This window comes from Chryseobacterium wanjuense, assembly GCF_900111495.1.
In the GTDB taxonomy this organism is placed as follows: Bacteria; Bacteroidota; Bacteroidia; order Flavobacteriales; family Weeksellaceae; genus Chryseobacterium; species Chryseobacterium wanjuense.
In genome coordinates, this window is sequence record NZ_FOIU01000005.1 from 75,939 (window position 1) to 97,167 (window position 21,229).

The 21,229-nt window shown below is 33.6% G+C and carries 14 protein-coding genes; 6 read left to right on the forward strand and 8 right to left on the reverse strand.

Annotated elements, in window-relative coordinates:
- Genes BMX24_RS19740 through BMX24_RS19750 form a run of 3 tightly spaced genes read right to left on the reverse strand, consistent with a single transcriptional unit; the run spans position 1 to position 2,056 of the window.
- Positions 1-555 (reverse strand): TerD family protein, encoded by a 555-nt coding sequence (locus tag BMX24_RS19740; RefSeq protein ID WP_089795942.1) that lies wholly within the window; start codon positions 553-555, stop codon positions 1-3.
- Positions 545-1,369 (reverse strand): phosphoribosyltransferase family protein, encoded by an 825-nt coding sequence (locus BMX24_RS19745; RefSeq protein WP_089795944.1) that lies wholly within the window; start codon positions 1,367-1,369, stop codon positions 545-547. Before BMX24_RS19745 ends, BMX24_RS19740 begins: the two co-directional genes overlap by 11 nt.
- A gap of 12 nt (positions 1,370-1,381) precedes the next feature.
- A complete protein-coding gene (locus tag BMX24_RS19750; RefSeq protein ID WP_089795947.1) occupies positions 1,382-2,056 on the reverse strand; it encodes an HAD family hydrolase in 675 nt (224 codons plus the stop codon).
- Between the two features lie 826 nt (positions 2,057-2,882).
- Between BMX24_RS19750 and fusA the strand changes: the two genes are divergently transcribed.
- Positions 2,883-4,949, forward strand: a complete 2,067-nt coding sequence (fusA, locus tag BMX24_RS19760) for an elongation factor G (RefSeq protein WP_228404937.1) — start codon at positions 2,883-2,885, stop codon at positions 4,947-4,949.
- Between the two features lie 216 nt (positions 4,950-5,165).
- Here fusA and BMX24_RS19765 read toward each other — a convergent pair whose 3' ends face one another.
- Positions 5,166-6,704: a SulP family inorganic anion transporter gene (locus BMX24_RS19765; RefSeq protein ID WP_089795954.1), complete on the reverse strand. Its 1,539-nt coding sequence runs from the start codon at positions 6,702-6,704 to the stop codon at positions 5,166-5,168.
- Between the two features lie 730 nt (positions 6,705-7,434).
- On the opposite strand from BMX24_RS19765, the gene BMX24_RS19770 reads away from it, so the two are divergent.
- The 4 genes from BMX24_RS19770 to BMX24_RS19785 all read left to right on the forward strand — a co-directional run bounded on the left by BMX24_RS19770 (position 7,435) and on the right by BMX24_RS19785 (position 13,126).
- Positions 7,435-7,860, forward strand: a complete 426-nt coding sequence (locus BMX24_RS19770) for a transposase (RefSeq protein WP_089795956.1) — start codon at positions 7,435-7,437, stop codon at positions 7,858-7,860.
- Between the two features lie 15 nt (positions 7,861-7,875).
- A complete protein-coding gene (locus BMX24_RS19775; RefSeq protein WP_089795958.1) occupies positions 7,876-8,202 on the forward strand; it encodes a hypothetical protein in 327 nt (108 codons plus the stop codon).
- Positions 8,203-9,296: 1,094 nt separating this feature from the next.
- Positions 9,297-10,805: a hypothetical protein gene (locus BMX24_RS19780; RefSeq protein ID WP_089795961.1), complete on the forward strand. Its 1,509-nt coding sequence runs from the start codon at positions 9,297-9,299 to the stop codon at positions 10,803-10,805.
- A 791-nt stretch (positions 10,806-11,596) separates the two neighbouring features.
- Positions 11,597-13,126 (forward strand): tetratricopeptide repeat protein, encoded by a 1,530-nt coding sequence (locus BMX24_RS19785; RefSeq protein WP_089795963.1) that lies wholly within the window; start codon positions 11,597-11,599, stop codon positions 13,124-13,126.
- A gap of 1,688 nt (positions 13,127-14,814) precedes the next feature.
- Here the strand turns inward: BMX24_RS19785 and BMX24_RS19790 are convergent.
- The 3 genes from BMX24_RS19790 to BMX24_RS19800 all read right to left on the reverse strand — a co-directional run bounded on the left by BMX24_RS19790 (position 14,815) and on the right by BMX24_RS19800 (position 18,693).
- Positions 14,815-15,501, reverse strand: coding sequence for a hypothetical protein (locus tag BMX24_RS19790; protein WP_089795966.1), 687 nt, complete (start codon positions 15,499-15,501; stop codon positions 14,815-14,817).
- Positions 15,502-15,582: 81 nt separating this feature from the next.
- A complete protein-coding gene (locus tag BMX24_RS19795) occupies positions 15,583-17,100 on the reverse strand; it encodes a TROVE domain-containing protein (protein ID WP_089796086.1) in 1,518 nt (505 codons plus the stop codon).
- Positions 17,101-17,592: 492 nt separating this feature from the next.
- On the reverse strand, positions 17,593-18,693 hold the full coding sequence (locus BMX24_RS19800; RefSeq protein WP_089795968.1) for a slipin family protein: 1,101 nt from the start codon (positions 18,691-18,693) through the stop codon (positions 17,593-17,595).
- Between the two features lie 1,112 nt (positions 18,694-19,805).
- On the opposite strand from BMX24_RS19800, the gene BMX24_RS19810 reads away from it, so the two are divergent.
- Positions 19,806-20,258 carry a VOC family protein gene (locus BMX24_RS19810; protein ID WP_089795972.1) on the forward strand — a complete coding sequence of 151 codons (453 nt, stop codon included), beginning with the start codon at positions 19,806-19,808 and terminating at the stop codon, positions 20,256-20,258.
- A gap of 54 nt (positions 20,259-20,312) precedes the next feature.
- On the opposite strand, the gene BMX24_RS19815 is transcribed toward BMX24_RS19810, so the two are convergent.
- On the reverse strand, positions 20,313-21,227 hold the full coding sequence (locus tag BMX24_RS19815) for a helix-turn-helix domain-containing protein (RefSeq protein WP_089796088.1): 915 nt from the start codon (positions 21,225-21,227) through the stop codon (positions 20,313-20,315).
- Positions 21,228-21,229 lie beyond the last annotated feature (2 nt).

Sequence of the window (21,229 nt, forward strand, 5' to 3'; positions counted from 1 at the left end):
TTATTGATAAATTGATACAAATTTCTCAAGGCCTTCTCTTTGCCCGCTTCCTACTGCTTCGAATTTCCATTCTCCGTTTCTGTTGTAGATTCTTCCGAATTCCACTGCCGTTTCGATGGAGAAATCTTCGTCTAGCTCGTATTTCAGGATTTCTTCATTTGTATCCGTATTGAAAATTCTGATGAAAGAATTTCTTACCTGCCCGAAGTTCTGCTTTCTTGCATCTGCATCGTGAATCGTTACTACTACTGTAATTTCTTTTACAGCGGCATCAATTTTAGTTAAATCAATTTTAATTTGCTCATCATCTCCCGCTCCGTCACCTGTCAGGTTATCACCGGAGTGAATCACTGCTTTATCCGGAGACTCAAGATTGTTGTAAAAAATAAAGTGATTATCAGAAATTAACTTTTTATTTTCTCCTAATAAAAATAAAGACGCATCCAGATCAAAAGCAGTTCCTGTCGAGGTATTGTTGATATCCCATCCTAAGCCTACCGTGAATTTTGGTGCATTTATATTTTCTCTTTGTCCTTTCTGTAAGTTAATAGCCATAATATAATTCGGTTTGTGTTAATATGTTTATATTGTTTTCGTATTCTTTTATCAGGTGGTAATTGTTGCTGATCGCCAGTTCCAGCAAGTGATCCATCTGTTCCTTTTTTACTTTAGACGAAAGATATTCAAATTTACTTGATTCTAAGCCTAAAATATATTTTACAATCCTTGTATTAAACTGGAAACTCGGCTTCACCATTACTTCTGCGATGTGTTCTACATTTTTCACTGCATAATAATTGAAGAAGTTTTCAATTTTAGGGTCGATATTAAAATTCATCAGTTCAGCGTAATACATGAATAAAAAATCTGCTTTTACGTCAAATTCATCAAGGATTTTATTCACTGTAAATTCATGACTTCCCGTGATTTTGATATCGTCTATAAAAATACAAAGTTTTCCCCGTAAAAAATCTTTATCCAGATAATAAGTATCATTGGCAATCAAATTTTTACGATCTTCAAAACTCAGATTTCCATAATCTGTCGTGTAGGTATGATTTCTGTTAATTTTCGATAAAATGCTGGATTTTTTTCCTTTCTGGAATAAATAAAAATCCAAATATTTTTTAAAATAAAAACACAGAAAATTAGAAGCCGTAGGAATCGCCATATAAGGACTCGGCAACACTACAATTTCTTTATCCGTATCTAAAAGGCTTTCGTTTTCAGCAATAAAACCTTCGAATAACTCTTTCGCGAATTTCTCCGCATACGACTTATCGCCATACTTGAAATAGCTGTATTCTGCAGGCGAAAAAGTGAATTCGTCCGCCGAATGAATGTGGTGTAAGCTGTATCTCCTGTTCATAATTATTCACAATTATAGTTGGTGTTTTAGTAAGTGGGCATTGAAACCAAAATCTCTGGCACCTTTGTAATCAGCAATCGGGTTGTCGCCGATGTGTAAAATCTGATGCATTTGCAGATCCGGGTTTTTAATCCTGTTTTTCACCTCCTGAAACACAAGAGGATTGGGTTTCGAACAATTCAATTCATCGGAATAAATATGAAAATCTATATACTGATCGAGGTTTTCATTGATCAGGAATTTCCTCATCGTGGTTCCTTTGATAAATCCTGTATTGCTTAAAATATTGATTGTTTTGCCCTGATTTTTAATTTCGTCAAAAAACTGGTGCAAATTTTCAAAAATTATCATGGGTTTGTATTCCAGGAAAAGCTGTTCGCTTTTTAGATAAAATTCATTTAATTGAGTTCTATCTAATTGTTTTACATCTACATTCAAAGATCCCAATATCAGTAAATATATTTCGAACGTATCGATATTGCCACCAATAACTTCATTAATGGTATTACAAAGATCATCATAATATTTTACGGTTTTCGCAACTTCCTCAATCGGTTTTTTTACGTTAAAAAATGAGGAGAACAGCTCAACTCTTTTTGCTTTAAATTCAGGATGAGATTTGATTAAAGTGAGCCACAGGTCAAAAGAAAAATGACAGTGGTTGTGAATGTCGATATCTGTTTTCAAAACGGTTACAGTTAAAAGTTTTATTTAGCTTTTTCTGAAAAAGATTTTAATTTTTTTATCATCATTTTGTGTCCGAATTACTCAATTCTTCCCAAAGATAAAATTTTTAAATTAATGGATCGAGTTGATTTGTTGTTTTAAGATATTTTTATGATTTTCCAACATTTGAATTTTATTTTTTTGATTTAATTTATGAAAAATCTTTAACGCAAAGGTCGCATGGTTTTTATTTACATTTTTGAAAATATTTTCCAGACGCAAAGGCACTTCGTTCAGCAAATGATAGCAGCACGTCTTAGCCCAGTAAAACGACTTTCCGTTCATAGTGTTAAAAATAATTGATAAACAGAATTTTTTAAATTTCAGTCATTTGAAAAAAATTAAAAAAAGTTTTTGCTATTAAAATATTTTTTCTAATTTCGCAACCGATTAAAAATCAACAATGTCAACAAAAATGGTAAATATTATAATCACAAACAATCCTATCAGAGCTGTGTACTTTGGTAGCACTAAATATTTATCTGAATAACGATCGACCTTTATTAAAACAAAACATATGGAAGGCCTATCTATTCGGATAGGTCTTTTTTGCTACCCCTACTTTCAGCTTTTTTACATTCGAAAAGGTTGTCTCATTTTTTTTAACGCAAAGAACAATTTTTCTTCCCGAATAAGGAAAGAGAGCAAAGGTTTTAATCAATAAATTGATTATAAGAAGCCAGCTTCATAAGCTACTTTGCTGCCTCAAATAAAACAGTTTCAAATAGAAACTTTGCATTAAAAAATGAAGCACAATCTTAAAAATCAACAATTTAAATTAAACAAAATGAAATATAATACAAGAAATATAGGGATAATAGCACACGTCGATGCCGGAAAAACGACCTTAACGGAAAGATTGCTGTATTACACAGGAATGATTCACAAAATAGGAAACGTAGACGAAGGAAATACCACGATGGATAAAGATATCCAGGAGAAAAACCGAGGAATTACGATTTCATCTGCAGCGATTTCTACCCAATGGAAAAAAGACCAAAATGTTTTCAATATCAACATCATTGATACTCCGGGACACATTGATTTTGCTGTGGAAGTTGAACGTTCTTTAAGAGTTTTAGACAGTGTTGTGGCAGTTTTCTGCGCTTCTTCGGGAGTTCAGCCACAGACGGAAAATGTTTGGTTCCAAGCTGAGAAACATGGTATTTCCAAGATTTGTTTCATCAATAAAATGGACAGAATCGGAGCCGATTTCTTTGCTGTTTTAAATGAAATTAAAGCAAAATTAAATGCAGTTCCTTTGGCTTTGCAAATTCCGATCGGTTCTGAAGATACTTTTGAAGGCGTCATAGATTTAATCAAACAAAAAGCGTTGTACTGGATCGATGAAAACGGAGAAACGATTATTGAAAAAGAAATTCCGGAAAATTATAAAGCCGAGGCTAATGAATGGAGGATAAAATTAATGGAAACTTTAGCAGAATCTGACGAAACTTTCTTCGAGCATTTCCTGGATTCCGAAACTCAAATTTCTGAGGAAATGATTGTTGAAGCGATACAAAGAACCTGTCTGTCAAGAAGTTTAGTTCCTGTTTTATGTGGTTCCGCTTTTAAAAATAAAGGAGTTCAACCGTTGCTTGATGCGATTGTAAGTTACCTTCCTGCTCCCCATCAATTACCTTCTATTAAAGGAAAAGATGCGAAAACGGAAGATACTATCGAGCTTGAAAGAAATGAAGAAGAAACTTTTTCAGGGTTGGTTTTCAAAGTGATAATTGACAAACATATGGGTAAACTGGCGATGCTGAGAATTTATTCAGGAAACATTACATCCGGGGACACTGTTTTGAATGTGAGAACAGGTGAAAATTTCAGAATTTCGAGGATTTTGCAGATGCAGTCGGACAAAACCTTAACGATTGAAGAAGGAAAAGCGGGCGATATCGTCGCTTTAACTGGAATAAAAGATTCGAAAACAGGAGATTCTTTATCATCTGTTGAAAAACCTGTTTTGCTTGAATCCATTACGATTCCGGCGCCAGTTATCCGCGTTTCGATTGAACCAAAAACAAATGCCGATGAAAAATCTTTCGGATTGGTTTTGGCTAAAATCCAGGAAGAAGATCCATCGTTGGTCGTTGAAAGAGACCGACAGACAGGTGAAACTTTATTGAGCGGTTTGGGAGAATTGCATCTGGAAGTGACTTTAGAAAAAATCCGATTGAATCACGGAATTAAGATCAATCAGGGAAAACCTAAGGTTTCGTATCGGGAAATGTTAACCGAAACAAGAACTCACAGAGAAAAACTGGTGAAACAAAACGGCGGAAACGGCCAGTTTGCCGACATCACTTTTGAAATCGGGCCTCGTGAGGATCATGAAGTCGGCTTGGAATTCATTAATCAAATTAAAGGCGGCGTGATTCCGAGTGAATTTATTCCGTCTGTTGAGAAAGGCTTCAGAGAAGCGATGGAAAACGGACCGTTGAGCGGAAATCCTTTGGAAAGCATGAAAGTTACTCTTTTGGATGGATCGACTCACAGCAATGATTCTCATGCTCAGGATTTTGAAGTGGCAGCAAGGGATGGTTTCAGAGCAATAGGACAATCTTGTAAACCTAAATTAATGGAACCGATCATGCAAGTTGAAATTCAGACGATTGAAGAATACACAGGAGCCGTAACCGCGGATATCAACAAACGAAGAGGAATTATCACTTCGATTGATGAAAAATCCGGAAGAAAAATTTTCGCAGCGGAAGTTCCTTTGGCTTCTACTTTCGGATATATTTCTGATCTGAGAACGTTGACCAGTGGTAGAGCTTCGATCAGCATGAAATTGTCGCACTATGCTTTGGTGCCTGATTTCATGGCAAATACATTAGTGACCTAAAAAACGAGGGCTGTAAATTTATTTTGCAGTCCTTGTTTGGGTTATAAAGGTGAATGGTCAATGGTGAATTGTGAATTTTTCTTTTCCTCTCGCTGATTAGGCAGATCTTTTTTATTAAAAAATACTTCCTAACAATTCTCGATATTAAAACCTCCATCATCCAGCTTCCCGACTTCCAACCCATTACTCTCAAACCCTCCTACTCAACACACTCTCTTACTTCTCCGGCATCACCTTATACGTCGGGTCTTCCTGAATATTCACTTCAATTACGGCTTCGGCATTTTTCAGCATTTTCCGGCAGTCTTCGCTCAGATGTTTTAAATGTAGTTTTTTGTTTAGTTGAGCATATCTTTTTGACAATTTGTTTAATGCATCAATGGCACTCATATCGACAATACGGCTTTCTTTGAAATCGATGACCACTTGTTCAGGATCGTTTGTGGGATCAAATTTATCTATGAAAGTAGTTACAGAACCGAAAAATAATGGCCCGTAAATTTCATAATATTTAATACCATTTTCATCAATATACTTCTTTGCACGAATTCTTTTCGCATTATCCCAGGCAAAAACCAAAGCTGAAATAATAACGCCCACCAACACGGCTAATGCCAAATTATGTAAAACAATGGTAATCAGAGCAACCGTTATTCCTACAAAAATATCGGATTTCGGCATTTTGTTGACAATTGTGATTGAAACCCACTGAAAAGTACTGATCGCGACCATCATCATTACACCTACCAAAGCAGCCATGGGGATTTTTTCAATAAACGGAGCGCCGACCAGAATGATAATTAAAATAGTAATCGATGCAATAATCCCGGAAAGTCTTGCCCTCGAACCGGCATTAAGATTCACCAAAGTCTGGGCAACCATCGCACAGCCACCCATTCCGCCGAAAAATCCGTTGGTCATATTCGCAATACCTTGAGCTACAGATTCTTTATTGGCATTTCCTTTAGAATTGGTAATTTCGTCAACCATGGATAATGTAAGAAGAGATTCAATCAGGCCAACTCCCGCCATAATTAATGCGTAAGGGAAAATAATCTTTAACGTTTCCAGAGAAAAAGGAACTTTCGGAATATGGAAGCTTGGAAGACTTCCGCTGACGTGAGCAATATCTGCAACTGTTTTAGTATTAATATTAAAACCTAAAACAATAGCAAAAACAATAAGGATTGCCACCAAAGAAGCCGGAACAACCTTCGTGATTTTCGGAAAAAAATAAACAATGGCAATCGTAAGAGCCGTTAAACCCGACATAATATATAAAGAGGTTCCGTGCAGCCAACTGACAACGCCATTTGCCTCTGTCATTTTAAACTGTTCAACCTGCGCCATAAAAATAATCACTGCCAAACCATTCAGGAAGCCGTACATGACAGGTTGTGGAATTAATCTTACAAATTTTCCCAACTTGAAAATCCCGACCAGCATCTGGAAAATTCCGGCGAGAACTACTGTCGCGAAGAGATATTGTACGCCGTGAGATTGTATTAATGCTATTAAAACAACAATCGTAGCTCCCGCTCCACCGGAAACCATTCCCGGACGGCCACCCAAAATTGCGGTTACCAGTCCCATCATAAAAGCAGCATAAAGTCCCGTTAAAGGTGAAAGCCCCGCAAGAATTGCGAACGAAAGCGACTCGGGAATCATGGTCATGGCGACGGTAAAACCTGCCAGAAGTTCATTTTTGTAATTTATTTTCTTCGAAAAATCGAATAATACTACTTTATTTTCCATTCGGATGCAAAGGTATGCACTAGAAATTTTGTGTACAATTTTTCAGAATATTCATTTAATATTTCACAAAATGTAGATGGTTACAGTGCTTCTTTATCAAATATAAAGCACACACAGATATTTCACACTATAATCCACTTATCCTATACTATTTTCATCAAAAGCGTATTTTAACAAAATTTTTTACTTTGTTTTTTGGGTTTGATTTCTATTTTTTTATATATTTGGAAATGAAGATATTAATTATTTCTTAAAATTTCAATAAATACAATAGAATAAATCTAAATAAATTCTATTGAAGAATATAATAAAAGTAAGAAATTAACAAAAAATTTATATAAAGAGAAAATTGCATGAAAGAGCTTTAATAGGTAATATATTATTCATACTTAAAATAAGAAAAGGTTAGAATATAAGGTTTTACTAAGCGAAAGGGATGAAAAAACGAATGATCGCTCAAAGCATTGACGGATGTAATATGAATACGCAAGGAATTCTTTACAATATACACTGAAATCAATAACACTGGATTTTATACTGGGGTATTTGTTTGGTCAAAAATTGTCTGAGTCTGTAACAGAATCATGGTTTTGTTATTTCAAATCAAATAATATTTTGATCTGAAATTTTTATTAGCCTTTTTTTTAACTTATTCTTATATTATATATCAGAAATATGATCCTATTTCGTTTTGCATGCAGACTATTTAATAAATAACAATTTATTAAAAATGCTATACAAAGAAATACATATAGGACAATTTATCAAAGAGAGAGTCGATGAACAGGAAATTTCTATGGAAAGAATCTGTAATTTTCTGAAGAAAGACGATGAGTTCATTGAAAAAGTTTACAAAAGCAAATCCATAGACACAGACCTTCTTCTCCGTTGGTCTAAATTATTGGAGTACGACTTTTTCAGACTTTACAGCTCCCATCTTATTTTATATTCTCCCCCATCTGCTGTTAATAAAAGTACCAGCCAGAAATCTGAAAAAATTCCTTATTTCAGAAAAAATATCTATACCCAGGAGATTAAAGAATTTATTATTAAAAAAATTCAGTCCGGCGAGATGACACAGAGTGATGTGATCAAAGAATATTCTATTCCCAAGAGTACGCTGCACCGTTGGCTTCAAAAAAACGATACCAATTAAAACACAAAAAAAAATATGCGTCCGAACTATAAAAAGATTTATCTGGATATGTTGAAACAGGATCAGCCGGAAAAGCTGCAGGATCCTAAAATACAATCACTTCTGAAAAACCTTAAAACAACAGAAGATGTTCTGAATTTTAATGAACTGGTTTTTAAACAATCTAAGGAAAGCTTAAGAAACAACCAGAAATTAAAAACCTACGACAAGAAAACAATGCTGAAACTGTTGCAATATCAAAAAAAGCACGGATTTTCGACGAGTTTTATGTCTAAAAAATATAAAATAAGCAGAACCACTCTTGCAAAATGGAAGAAAACTTTCGAAGAGGAAATTTTATAATACAATCATACAGCCGGTAAAATTTACCGGTTTTTTTTATTTTATTTAAGGCAAGATTAAGTTAAAAATAAAAAAATAAACCGTTTTGTCATTTTTAAACAATTAAATTTTTACACAAAAATAAACGGGAAACAAAAAATTCAGATCTAAAGTATTGTATGAAGTGAATAAAATATAAAGATTTAATTAAGAAATTTAATGTAAACAAAATAGGAACATTTAAATAAAATAATTAATAATCAACAAGTTACATTAAAATAGTATGCGAATGGTATACTATTTTTTTTGCATTTTCATGAAATTTGTTTCCCTTTGCAACAGAAAAACACACAACGCATTTGAAAAACTTTCGAAGTCAACAAATGCAAACATGAAAAGGGAAAAAAAGTTTTGACACAAAAACACAGATGAAAAAAAGAAGTTTATGCCGGGATCGCCCCAAAAAAATCCCGGTGTAAATTTCAAAACTAAAAAACACAAATGAAAGAATGGAATTCGATGTCGGGAAAATGCCCCAAGCTCCCGACTGAGATTCCAGACGAAAACACAAATGATGAAGAAAATTTTCAATTAAAAACATAAAACACAAATGAAAGGATGGAATTCAACGTCGGGAAAATGCCCCAAGCTCCCGACTGAGGTTCCAGACGAAAACACAAATGATGAAGAAAATTTTCAATCAAAAACATAAAACACAAATGAAAGGATGGAATTCAACGTCGGGAAAATGCCCCAAGCTCCCGACTGAGGTTCCAGACGAAAACACAAATGATGAAAATTTCATACACTGAAAAAAAGTAAAAATACATAATGAGGGATTATAGCAGAGAAAATGGGTAATATTTTTCTCATCCTGATATTACCCGGCTGCTATAAATTTTAAAACAATAATTTAATTCTAAAAAAATAGAAACCTTTTTAAAAATTTACAAGAAAAAGGTACACACAATCAATATTCATCAATAAATATTATTAATCATAACGATAAATTTGATTAAAACTTAATATTTATTCTTTTTTTTCAATCAACAATCTTATTTTTGTAGGCTAATTAACACAATCAGTTATTTTAACTTCAAGGGGTGAAAGTTAATATGAATAAAATACTCATTTTTATAAGAAGCAGCATTGTACTGCTTGTCTTCGTATGCTCAAATAGAGCAGCCGGCCAACAAAATCAACTGAAACAAATTGATGATCTTCTGGTAAAAGCAGATAATTATAATAAAAAATTTCAGGATATTAATGAACTGAAAACCGCTCAGCAGGCTTATAGTCTGGCTCAAAAAGCTGGAGATGACAATAGAGAAGCTAAAAGTGTCTATTATATAGCCCGGTCTTTATTCAATCTAGGTTTGTTTAAGGAAAGCCTTTCTTATGTGGAAAAAGCAGATTCTGAAAAACATTTTACCAAAGATCCTATTCAAAAGGTTTTATTCACAGAATTGAAGGCCTACCTTTATAAATCTTTGAAGCTGGATTCTCAAAGTAAGAAAGAATTTACAAATGCTTTTTCACTGCTTGGCGATAATAACAGCAATGATGCCTTTGAAATCAGATCCAGAATCTATGCAAATCTATCGCAAAATACTACTAATCAAGACTCTATACTCATCTATTATAATCTTCAAAAAGAAGAATTAAAGAAATTGCCTGAGAAAAAATATTTTGGAGCTTATTGTGAAAACTACAACTATATCGGAAATTTTTATCTGGGAAATAATAAGCTTGATTCTGCCTATTATTATCTGGATAAAAGCTACCAGCTCAAACAAAAATATAAGGATCCCGTACTTTACGAGCAATATTATTTTCTAGGCTCTTACTACAAGCAAAAAAAAGAATATAATAAAGCATTGGATTATTTTCTTAAATGTTATGAAAATATGAAGAAGTATTCATCCAGACTTGAATATTTTCGTTCTGTATACTCTCAACTTACTTCTACCTATTCATCGCTAGGAAATAAAGCAAAGCAAAAAGAATTTGAAGATCTGGGGAAAAAGACCGATATGAAAATCCTTACAGAGCAAAACAAGAATGTAGAACATGCACTGAATATTATTTTAAATGACCAGGAAAAAGAATTAAAAAAATCTGAAACAACAAAATACATCTGGATTTTTACCGGGATTCTGGCTTTAATATTAATTTTTATTTTCGTTTACCGCATTTTAAGAAAAAATTTAAAACATAAAGAAATACTCATTACCGAAGTTCACAGTACCCTTCAGGAAAAAGAAGAAATTATTTCTCAAAAGACTGTTGAGACTGAAGAACTTCAGCTTAGGGTAAATGATGCTTATAATGAAGTGATTGACCTTGCCAAAAAAAATGATCCTTCTTTTTATTTTCGTTTTCAGGAAGTCTATCCTGATTTTCAGAAAAAGCTTTTAAAATACAGCCCGGGTCTCCGGACTTCCGAGCTTAGTCTTTGTGCTTACACTTTTTTAGGATTTAATGTGAAAGATATTGCAGATTATACATTCAAATCTGTGAACACCGTACGGAATAGAAAACAAAACCTTAGAAAGAAATTTAATTTATCCGGTGAACAAGATATGGCGATTTGGTTAAGAAATTTAACTGAAAGAAAAAACTAGAATAAAAATAAAAAACTAACTATCAACAAGTTAAATAAAAGTAGTATATGAATAGTATACTACTTTTTTTGTGTTTTCATGAAAATTGTTTCCCTTTGTACCAGAAAAACACAGATGAAGAATAGAAATTTTATGTCGGGAAATGCCCCAAAAAATTCCCGGCATACATTTCAAAAAACAAAAAACACAAATGATGAAAATTTTTCATAAGTAAATAACAAAGTAAAAATGAAAGGATGGAATTCTAAGTCGGGAAGTTGCCCAAAATTTCCCGGCTAAAATTCCGAACCAGAACACAAACGATGAAAATTTTCAATTAGCAAATAAAAAAAGTAAAAATGAAAGGGGAAATTCTATGTCGGGGGGGGGCGACCTCAAACTCCCGGCATACATTTCAAAAAAAAACAAACACAAATGATGAAATTTTTTTCAAAATTCTAAACACAAATGAAAGGATGGAATTCTAAGTCGCGAAAACGCCCTGTTCCCGACTAAAATTCCAGACGAAAACAAATGATGAAAGTTTTAAAATTTAAAAACACAAAAAACACATAATGAGGGAACTTATAGCTGCAGGTAATGTAATCATCCCTATATTGCCTGCCCTATAATTTCTTAAAATCCTAAATTCTACATTTTTTGCATTTGCGGTAAAACTTATTTTCTTATAAATTTTATTAATTAAATCAAATAATTTAAATATAAATCTTCAATTAATTTTCGCATCTACGATTTTATTTTAGTAACTTAGTAAGATACTGTCATGATAACTTTAAGGGGCGGAAGTTAATATGAAAACAACCTTTATTTTCTTTAAAAACAGCATTTTACTGTTTATATTTTTATGTTCAAATATAACGTTGGGGCAGGAAAATCAATTGAAACAAATTGATAGTTTTCTCCATGAATCTGAAAAAAAACATAGTCATTATAACCATCTGGAAGAACTGCAGATAGCAAAAAAGGCTAATGTATTAGCCAAAAAAATTGGTGATAACCAAAGAATAGCCGAAAGTAACTATATAATTTCCAGAGCATTAGCCAGCCTGGAATTGCCAAAGGAGAGCCTATCTTATATTCAAAAAAGCTTAAATCAAAAGTATACTCAAAAAAACATTCTGCTTCAGGCAAAATTCAAAGAGATAAAAGCATATGATTTTTATGTTTTGTCTTTAAAATCTCAAAGTTCACAGGAACTAAAAAGTATTTTAAAGCTTTTAAAAAACAAGACTGATACTGCTTCAGCACGTATTCTGGCAAGAATTCATACCAATATTGCCAACCAGTATTTTGATAAAAATTCTATTGATTCTGCATTTATTTACTACAGAACCGCTGGGAATTTCTTCGGAAAGCTCAATGAAAAAAGCGCTCATAACACAATAGCAGAGTATTATATTGCGCTAGGAAATGCTTTTTCTCAAAAAAAGGATTTTGATTCTGCATTTCATTATTATCAGAAAAGTTATGACCTGAAGACCAAGTATAAAGATCCTATTATATTTATGCAGTATATTACTTTTGGTAACTATTATCAGGATCAAAAAAAGTATAATGTTGCTTTAGATTATTATTTAAAGGCACTCCAGAATATCAAAGAATATTCAATTAATATCACTCCGTTCAATTCACTCAACAAAAATATTGCCGATGTCTACGGAGCTCTTGGTGATAAAGAAAAACAGAGCCTTTTCGAGAATATTTATACCAATAAAGAAAGTGAAATAGCCGCCACCAGAAGTGAAAGCATGGATTATGCATTGAGTATAATTGTCGATGACAAGGAAAATAAGTATGAAACTTCTGAAAAGAAAAAATATATCTGGATTTTTGTTGGCATTGTGACCCTTGTATTATTCTTCTTTTTTATTTATTCTGTATTAAGAAAAAATTTAAAGCAAAAGGAAACAATTTTTTCTGAAGTACACGGCACATTACAGGAAAAAGAAGAGATTATTTCCCAAAAGACCGTTGAAACCCAAGAGCTTCAACTTAAAGTAAATGAGGCATATAATGAAGTTTGTGAATTGGCAAAAAATAATGATCCCAACTTTTATTCCCGTTTTCTCGAGGTCTATCCTGATTTTCAGAAAAAACTTTTAGAATACAGTCCCGGCCTCAGAACATCTGAGCTTATTCTTTGTGCCTATACATTTTTAGGATTTAACATTAAGGATATTGCCGATTATACTTTCAAATCTATCAATACTGTACGAAACAGAAAACAAAACCTTAGGAAAAAATTTCTCATACCCACAGAACAGGATATGGGAATGTGGCTACGAAATGTCCTGGCTAAACCAACTGGTAAAGAAGAATAATATCAAAAATTATAAAATTTAAACAGTTAAAAAAAAATTGTCTTTATTTAAAATTTCAATTTCAATAAAAATTGTTTAAATCACTTCAACTAGACGCTAGTTAAAACTTATCTTACTAAAAAAACCAAAATTAATAACTGACAATCAATTAATTATAAAAAACAGTATCTAAATAGTATATCCTTTTTTTTGTTTCTTCATGAATTTACCTTCTCTTTGCATAGTAATTTTTTTCAGTCGATCGTTATTAATATTTTATTAAACACAAATGATTAAAAAATTATATCAATAAGTTTCGCCCCAAATTTTCTGGTATAATTTACAATAAAAATTATTTCAAAAAACTGAAAAATATTAGATTTAAATTACAAACACAAGCAATGATGAAATTTAAATTTCAACGAAAGCCGGGAAGCTTTTTTTGATATTTAAAACCCAAACACACATGTGAAAAAAAATTTTATTAAAACAAGGGCAATATTTCAATATTGCCCTTTTCTTAAAACACTCCATTTTCAAATAATATTCTTTATATACTTTCAATTAAAAATCCGATGAAAACATTTTCATCGGATTTTTTATTTTCATAAAGGTAATGACAAAAAGAAAAGGACAAAAGCGGGGCTTTTCATTCGCCGGAGTCGAACCGGATAGCCTTGCCGGAGTAACCGACTTCGCTATTCCTCCCCAAAGGTGAACGATGGAACTTTTCTTTACGACACTTTATGTAAAACAAGGCTACAACCAAAAAGCGTAATGTCGTGCTCTAACCAACTGAGCTACTTTTCCTATTTGAATTTTGTGTTTTGATTGTGGAAAAGGCGGGACTCGAACCCGCGACCCCGTCGTAATGAGCGAAGTAACACTATTCTACGGCACCTGTTTCAATTTTTATGCAAAAAAGAGACAAAAGGCGAAAAGACAGACATGCACCTGATCCCTACTGTTATTCAGGAAATTGCACTTTTCTTAGATTTTTGAGATCTAAATTCTGACTCGAAGTAAGCCTTTTCTACGGCACTCTTTTATTTTTTAATCAAGGTAAAATTATAGAATCCTTTTTTCAGTTCATTTGCTCTACCAACTGAGCTACTCTTCCTCGTGGAACAGGCAGGATTCGAACCTGCGACACAATGTTTGGATATCGAAGTATGATTCTAAGACGACACTTGATTTTTATTTTATCGTTTCAATGTTTATAGTTTTTAAAATCGAGCAAAAATTTGAAAGAGGCTTTTTTTCAATTTGGATTCGAAGGAACTCTTTCTTACGGCATCGATTGTTTTTAAGTAAGGTAAAAAATCAAACAGAGACTTTGCATGCGGCACGCTACCAATTACGCCATCCAGAATTTTCGGGAACAGGATTCGAACCTATATAACCGCTCCTTAACGAAGAAATTCTGTTTTACGACACTTACTTTTTTGAGTTTTTATGGTTATTGTTTTTTGTTGTTGCAAAATTATTGTGTTAGTACGCATTCTTTTTACGCAGTTGAAATTATTTTTAAATTTAAAAAACCAAGTAACAAGTTATAGGAGTTTTTTATGTTGTTCAAGTTTTAAATTTGATCGATGGAACTCTTATGGTAACGACATTGGTTAATATAAACCGAGCAATATAGCGAAAAGACTCTATGTCAATTGGAAGTCGAAGGATTTCTTTTCTTACGGCATCGGTTTGTTTTATTAATCATAATCATCTTTTGCAAAGAAAGTAATCTGGGCCTTATCTAAATCAATTAATAAAAAACATATATAAAAGCCCATATCATAGCCACTCCAATCTCCAATGTTGAATATTCTATAATTATCGTTTTGAAACAATTTCACTAGAAAATCATTGATCATTTTACTTGTCAATCTATCTGAAGATTTCCATTCTTCGTATACACTTCCCTCTTTTGCAATCTCAAACAAATATCTTTGTAGCTTCAATTTATTCATTTCTGCTATGGGTAATTTTCTAAAATTTTCCAATGAAGTATATTGTGTGGCTATTGTGAAAAAATCGCTATCTTCATAGAAGTAGAGACTTATCCTTCTTAAAGTTTCATTATTTATAAGATGATAAATAAAATCTTTTGCATCAGAAGTTGCAGACTGAAAAGGAATATTAATATCAAAATCTTCTAACGGTTTATGAATGGAATTAAGATAATTTCTAAATTCCTCCTGATTACTCTCAATTGTTTTGATAAAGAAAAAACCATTAAAGATTAATTTAGAATATTCCTTTATAAATTCAGTTTCCTCTAAACCAATATTTATTTCGCTAAACTCAAAATCTGCTACTTTTTTATATTTATTTTCCATTTCTGCAGTTTGTTTTTTCCTAGCCCCGATTGCAACGGCATCCTTTTTCTTTTTTCTCAAAAAAGAAAAAGATATAGTGGAAAGCGGGAAATAGCTCTTAAAAAAATTGGTTATTAGTTTTATTTTTAAAAGCAGTGCCTTTTACAGTACTACTTTGTTAATCATTTCAATCGCTGATTTTCGGTCTTCCAAAGCATTCAGTACATCGAAAATTTTGTCGGACCAACCTGCGATAAGGTATACATCATTCTTTTTGATATCCAATGGTTGTTTTCCGTAACCTGCCAAATCAAAAATATACAATTTTGCATTGGGGTTGAAACGTTTGTATTGATTCCATGAGCTTTCAAAAGAATTTCTATCTCCATTGCTATTCCATAGCTGTGTATCGGTGAACAGCATTACTTTATCTACCTTTTCACTTCTGTTCAAAAGATCTTCGATCACCAGATAACCGTTTGTGGAATAACCAACTTCACCTTCTCTTTTATAAAACGCATCAACGTTTCTCAAGATACCGTTTTTAGGCATCGGAACTCTCTTCCAACGGTCACCAAACATACCTGAAATCACATTTTTGCACTGTGACTGCAACATCATCGACATCAACAAACCGATATCGTACAACAAAACCTTAGATTTCGGAGAAACCGGCTGCTGCATCGACCCGGAAACGTCTGCCGCAATCACCACCGAAGTCTCGAAGCCAAAACCTTTGATGTTTTTTGCGCTCACCAATACCGCATCTTCCAATGCTTCCAAAATTGATGACAGATATTTTGAATCGATCGCTTTCAATTCTCTATACGCCGCCAAAAATCTGAATGGCAATTGCTTCGAATTTCTCACCGCCTTTTCATCTGACAAATAGCTGCACACCTTGTAAATCGCATCTGAGGAGACGTTGGCTTCCAGAATATTTCTGAGATTTCGCAATGTTGCCATATAACCCAATTTGTTGCTGAAAATCAGTTCTTCCCATTTATTTTTGAAAGCAATTTTTTTTTCTGCTTCATTGAAAAATTTTGCCTGTCCCAACATGGAAAGTTCAACTTCCCATGTGTAAGGCGTTTCTAACGAATCGTTTACAATTTTATTGAAAATAGCCTGTTGATTTTCATCTTTTGCTTTTGGGTGAACCAAAAACAAGGCATCTTTCAAGGTTACTTCCGCTTTTCTGTTGTATTTCGCGAACTGGTACTCATCAAATTTATTGAATGATTTTACCAGACCTTTTTGAATCTGTTTTGAAAGTTTGTTCAACTTTTTAGTTTCCGTTCTTTCATTGGCCAACTGGTAATAAGCCAGCAATTCGGTGATTTCGTCAGCTCTTTGGATGACTCCGTCCACGGTTTTGCTTACCAGGTCTGTTCCTGATGTTTGCTTTGCCAATTCGGTCGTCAATACCAAAGGAATCGAACGCAGGTACATATCTTTTCTAGCATACACCGCCAGTTTTGCCACAAATTCAGGGTCGTTTTTCTGAATCAGAGTCTGGATTCTCGCCAGTCTGTCAGCTCCTTTTTCATAGTTGGTATTGGATAATCCTGTTGTAACAACAGCACTGTATAATTCTTCTGCAGGTGTCATCGTGTAAGCTTTTGCACCTTCGTAGTTCAGGACTACTCTTTTTTCTTTTCTTAAAAAATTAAATTTCATGGTTACTGTTTTATTGTTAAACATGTTGGAAGATTATCACTTCCTCACTGATTTCTGATGCAAAGTAAGAGCAGTGATGCGCAGTGTTTTTGCGTAGTTGTTTTTTTTAACACTAATGACACGAATTTTTGTAATAAATTGTGTGATTGCTTATAATAGATTCTTTATTACGCGTTGCTTCATTCGGAACGACAGTCCGGATAAAACAAGCATAAAATTTACACTCGTCTTTATTTTGTAGCCTTGATGAGATTCGAACTCACATTCCCTATCGGCATTGCGGCTGTAAATACGCTTCCCTACTTTCCCTAAACGATTTCGGTGCATCTGTAAACTCTACCCATTAGTCCGCGCAGGTCTAACCGGAATATCCGCAAACTCTACGGTAAGTAATATTTTGCCGCAGGCTTTTCCTTTTAAGCTACAAGGCTGATTGTAAAGCAGGTTTCTTGTTACAGAAACCCACTTTTTATAGTAAATGATTATTAGTTTCTATTTTGCAAAAATCTCTTTCAGCTGAGAAACGATATTGCTGTTTCCGGAAACGGTGATATCTCCAATTTTGTCGGCGATTTTCTCCATGTATTCCATTTCTTTCAGCTTCCAAAGGACTTCGTTTTCTTCCATTAATTTGGCTGTGTTCAGCAAACTTCTGGTAGAAGCGGTTTCTTCGCGACGCATGATGCTGTTGGCCTGAGCTTTTTTCTCGGCAATCAAAACCTGGTTCATGATTTCTTTCATTTCACCCGTTAAAATCACATCACGGATTCCTGCGTCGGAAGCTTTTAAGCCCAATTCCTCTGCCTTATTTCCAAGATTTTCAAGGATTTCTTTTCCTACAGAATCTTTTTTCAACAGCAATTCATCCAATGTCAAAGCTCCCACGAATTCACGCAAAGCCAGCTGCATCAGAATATATAATTGCTTGTCATATTCTTTATTTTCCATCAACGCTTTTTCGATGTTTTCCACCTGAAAACGCACATAGAAATTGATACGAAGCATCGCCTTATCCTTTGTTAAAAGTTCCTGACCGGCAATTTCCATTTGCTGCATACGCACATCGATGGCTTTTACCTCGACAGAAATTTCATTGTTCCAGAAATAATAGGTTCCGGCTTCTAGAACCTTTGTCAATTTTCCGTCAATTAACAATAATCCTTTATATTGATTCGTCACCACAAACTTTCTTGTGAAATTTTTCAACTTCATATTTTCAAGAATTGTTTTGGAAATTTTCTCTGTAATTTCAACTTTGGTTAAATCCATTTTTTGAAAGTCTCTGTTTAGAATTCCTTTCCAGAAAGCATATTGACCAACATTCAGTACTTCTTTGAAAATTCCGTTTTCAAAAACCAATACGATTTCACCGTCTTTTACTTCAACGACTTCTAGCATTGATTTCAGGTTTTCATTTTTCAATAAAAGAGTAAGATCATCAGAATTAGCCTTAAACAAAGACTTCATATCATATACCTCTACGGATTTATTTCCGTAAATCCAGTGTTTACCCTCTTTTAAAATTTCAATTAAGTTTCCGTTTTTGAAAACCAAACCTGTCTGATAAGCATTAATTTGTACATTTTTTAACATCGTTTTTATATTTATAAGGATTATTAATTTTAACTAAAAAAGGAAAATCCCAGAATCTTTTCTTCTGAAAATGGCGGAAGAAAGGAGTTCGGAAAAATTCATTGAGTTCGGAAAAAATATTTTCAAATTCAATTTCTAAGTTTTGAGATTTTGGGCGTGTCCCTCACCTTGCTAAACCAGCAACTCGGGTCGCTACGTTCACTTCTATCTTTTTTTTGCAAAAAAGGATATCCATTACCATCGCTCACGCGGAAAACCGTTTTCCTTAGAAAAAACAATCAGTAATAATTGATTCTTCATCTCGATTTCATTTTCGGAAAACATCTTTCTTTCAGGCTTTTTCAAAATGTGATTCAACAACTGAAAAAATCCCGGACTTTTCCATGGTGAATATTTTTTATGAGATATTCAAACTCGCTTAAAAAAAATAGATTTTTAGTCTATTTTCCAACTACAGTGAAAGTGTAGTGCTCTAACCAACTGAGCTATCCCGTGCGCAACGAGAGAGGGAGTCGAACCCTCGCAAAAATCTATTGTTCTACCTATTGAACTATATCCCCTTTTGAGAGATAGAAGGACTCGAACCTTCAACCGATAGAGTGGTGAGATTTTTTGGAAAATCTCTAAACCTTCAAGCCAAGCTGAACAGAATCAATAATGTCTCTCGCCAAATTTTTCTGCAATGGTGCTATACAGAAACACTCAACATGACCTACCTGATATTTTGACTAAAATCTTTTTTTCAAAATTTTAGTGTTGTTTCATTTTGATGATGCAAAGTAAGAACATTGATGCGCAGTGTTTTTGCGTAGTTATTTTTTTTTATATAAACACGAATTTTTGCACTAAAGGCACTAATTTTTGTTTTTTGATATTTGTGAAAATATTTGATTGTTATAATAGATTCTTCATTACGTGTTCCTTCATTCAGAATGGCAATCAGGAGGTTTAACATAGGCAACAAGCAACCGATAACTAGCAACCAGCAACCAGCAACAAACCACCATCAACCAAAATAAAATCTATCTATCATTCATTTTACATAAAGGAATTAAGAGTTTGGAATTTTTGGAAATCTCTTTCCTAGTTTTGTTTTGATTAAAATTAAAACTATGATTAAAGGATTATATGAAACTCACATTCAGGTAAGTAATCTGGAAAAAGCTGTAGAATTCTATACTAAAGTTTTAGGACTGGAATTAGCCCATAAAGAAGAAAGCCGTAGAATTGCATTTTTATGGATCGGAAAAAATAAGGAATCAATGCTGGGTCTATGGGAACAGAGAGAAAATTTGCAGACCAGACATTTTGCTTTTACAGCTGATAAAGAAGATATACTGAACAATTCCGTTGAGTTTCTGAAAAATAAAAATTTAAAACCATACAATTTTTTGAAAGACGGAATTGAAAAACCTATGGTTTTCGCCTGGATGCCGGCTTTGGCAATTTATTTTAATGATCCCGACGGAAATCAGCTGGAATTTATCTCGATATTGGAAGGAGAAGGAAAACCGGAATTGGGTGTGCTTTCTTATGAAGAATGGCTGGAGAAAGCAAGAGCATAAACATCTATTTTTCGCCTTACATTAGCAAATCTCAATTGAAAAATTCTCAAACCGTTAGGTAAACAATTGTCTGAACTCTACCGGACTTAATTTTGTTTTGCTTTTAAACAGCCTGCTGAACGATTGCGAATGTTCAAACCCAAGTTCATACGCGATCTCGCTTACCGACAAATGGGTGGTTGACAATCTTTCCTTCGCCTTATCTATAAGGCGATTCTGAATGTGTTGTTGCGCATTTTGCCCCGTAAGGCTTCTCAGCATATCACTTAAATAACTTGGTGATAGATTAAGATGATCTGCCAGATACTGAACTGTAGGCACTCCTTTAAACAGACTTTTTTCTGTATTAAAATATTCATCGAGAAGGATTTCGGTTTTTAACAGTAAATCGGCATTAACAGCCTTTCGGGTAATAAACTGGCGTCTGTAAAAGCGGTTGCTGTAGTTTAGAAGTGATTCGATCTGGGAAATGATGACATCCTGGGTCATATCATCGAATCTTTCATTCAGTTCTTCTTCAATGTTTTTAAAAAGAGTGATTATCGTTTCCTTTTCCTTAGCGGAAAGATGCAGTGCCTCATTTGCCGAATAAGAAAAAAAACCATATTGCTTAATTTTTGAGGCAAGCGGGTACGTTAATAAAAAATCAGGATGAACAATGAGAGTATATCCTGAATGATCACCATTATGGTCACTATCTGCAGTTACCTGATGGGGAGAAACAAAAAACATTCCGCCTTCATCGAAGTCATAGTACTGCCTGCCATATTTTAACTTACCTGTCAGATTAAATTTCAAAGATATTTTATAAAAAACAGATGTACGAATAGCCGGCAGGTGACCTGTCGGCAATGTATTGGCAGTATTATTAATAAGGCTTATCAGTGGGTGCAACGGTTTGGGAAGCCCAAGTAGCCGATGCACTTCTGACAAGGAATTATAATGGTAAGGAGTATTGGCTTCCTTCATAT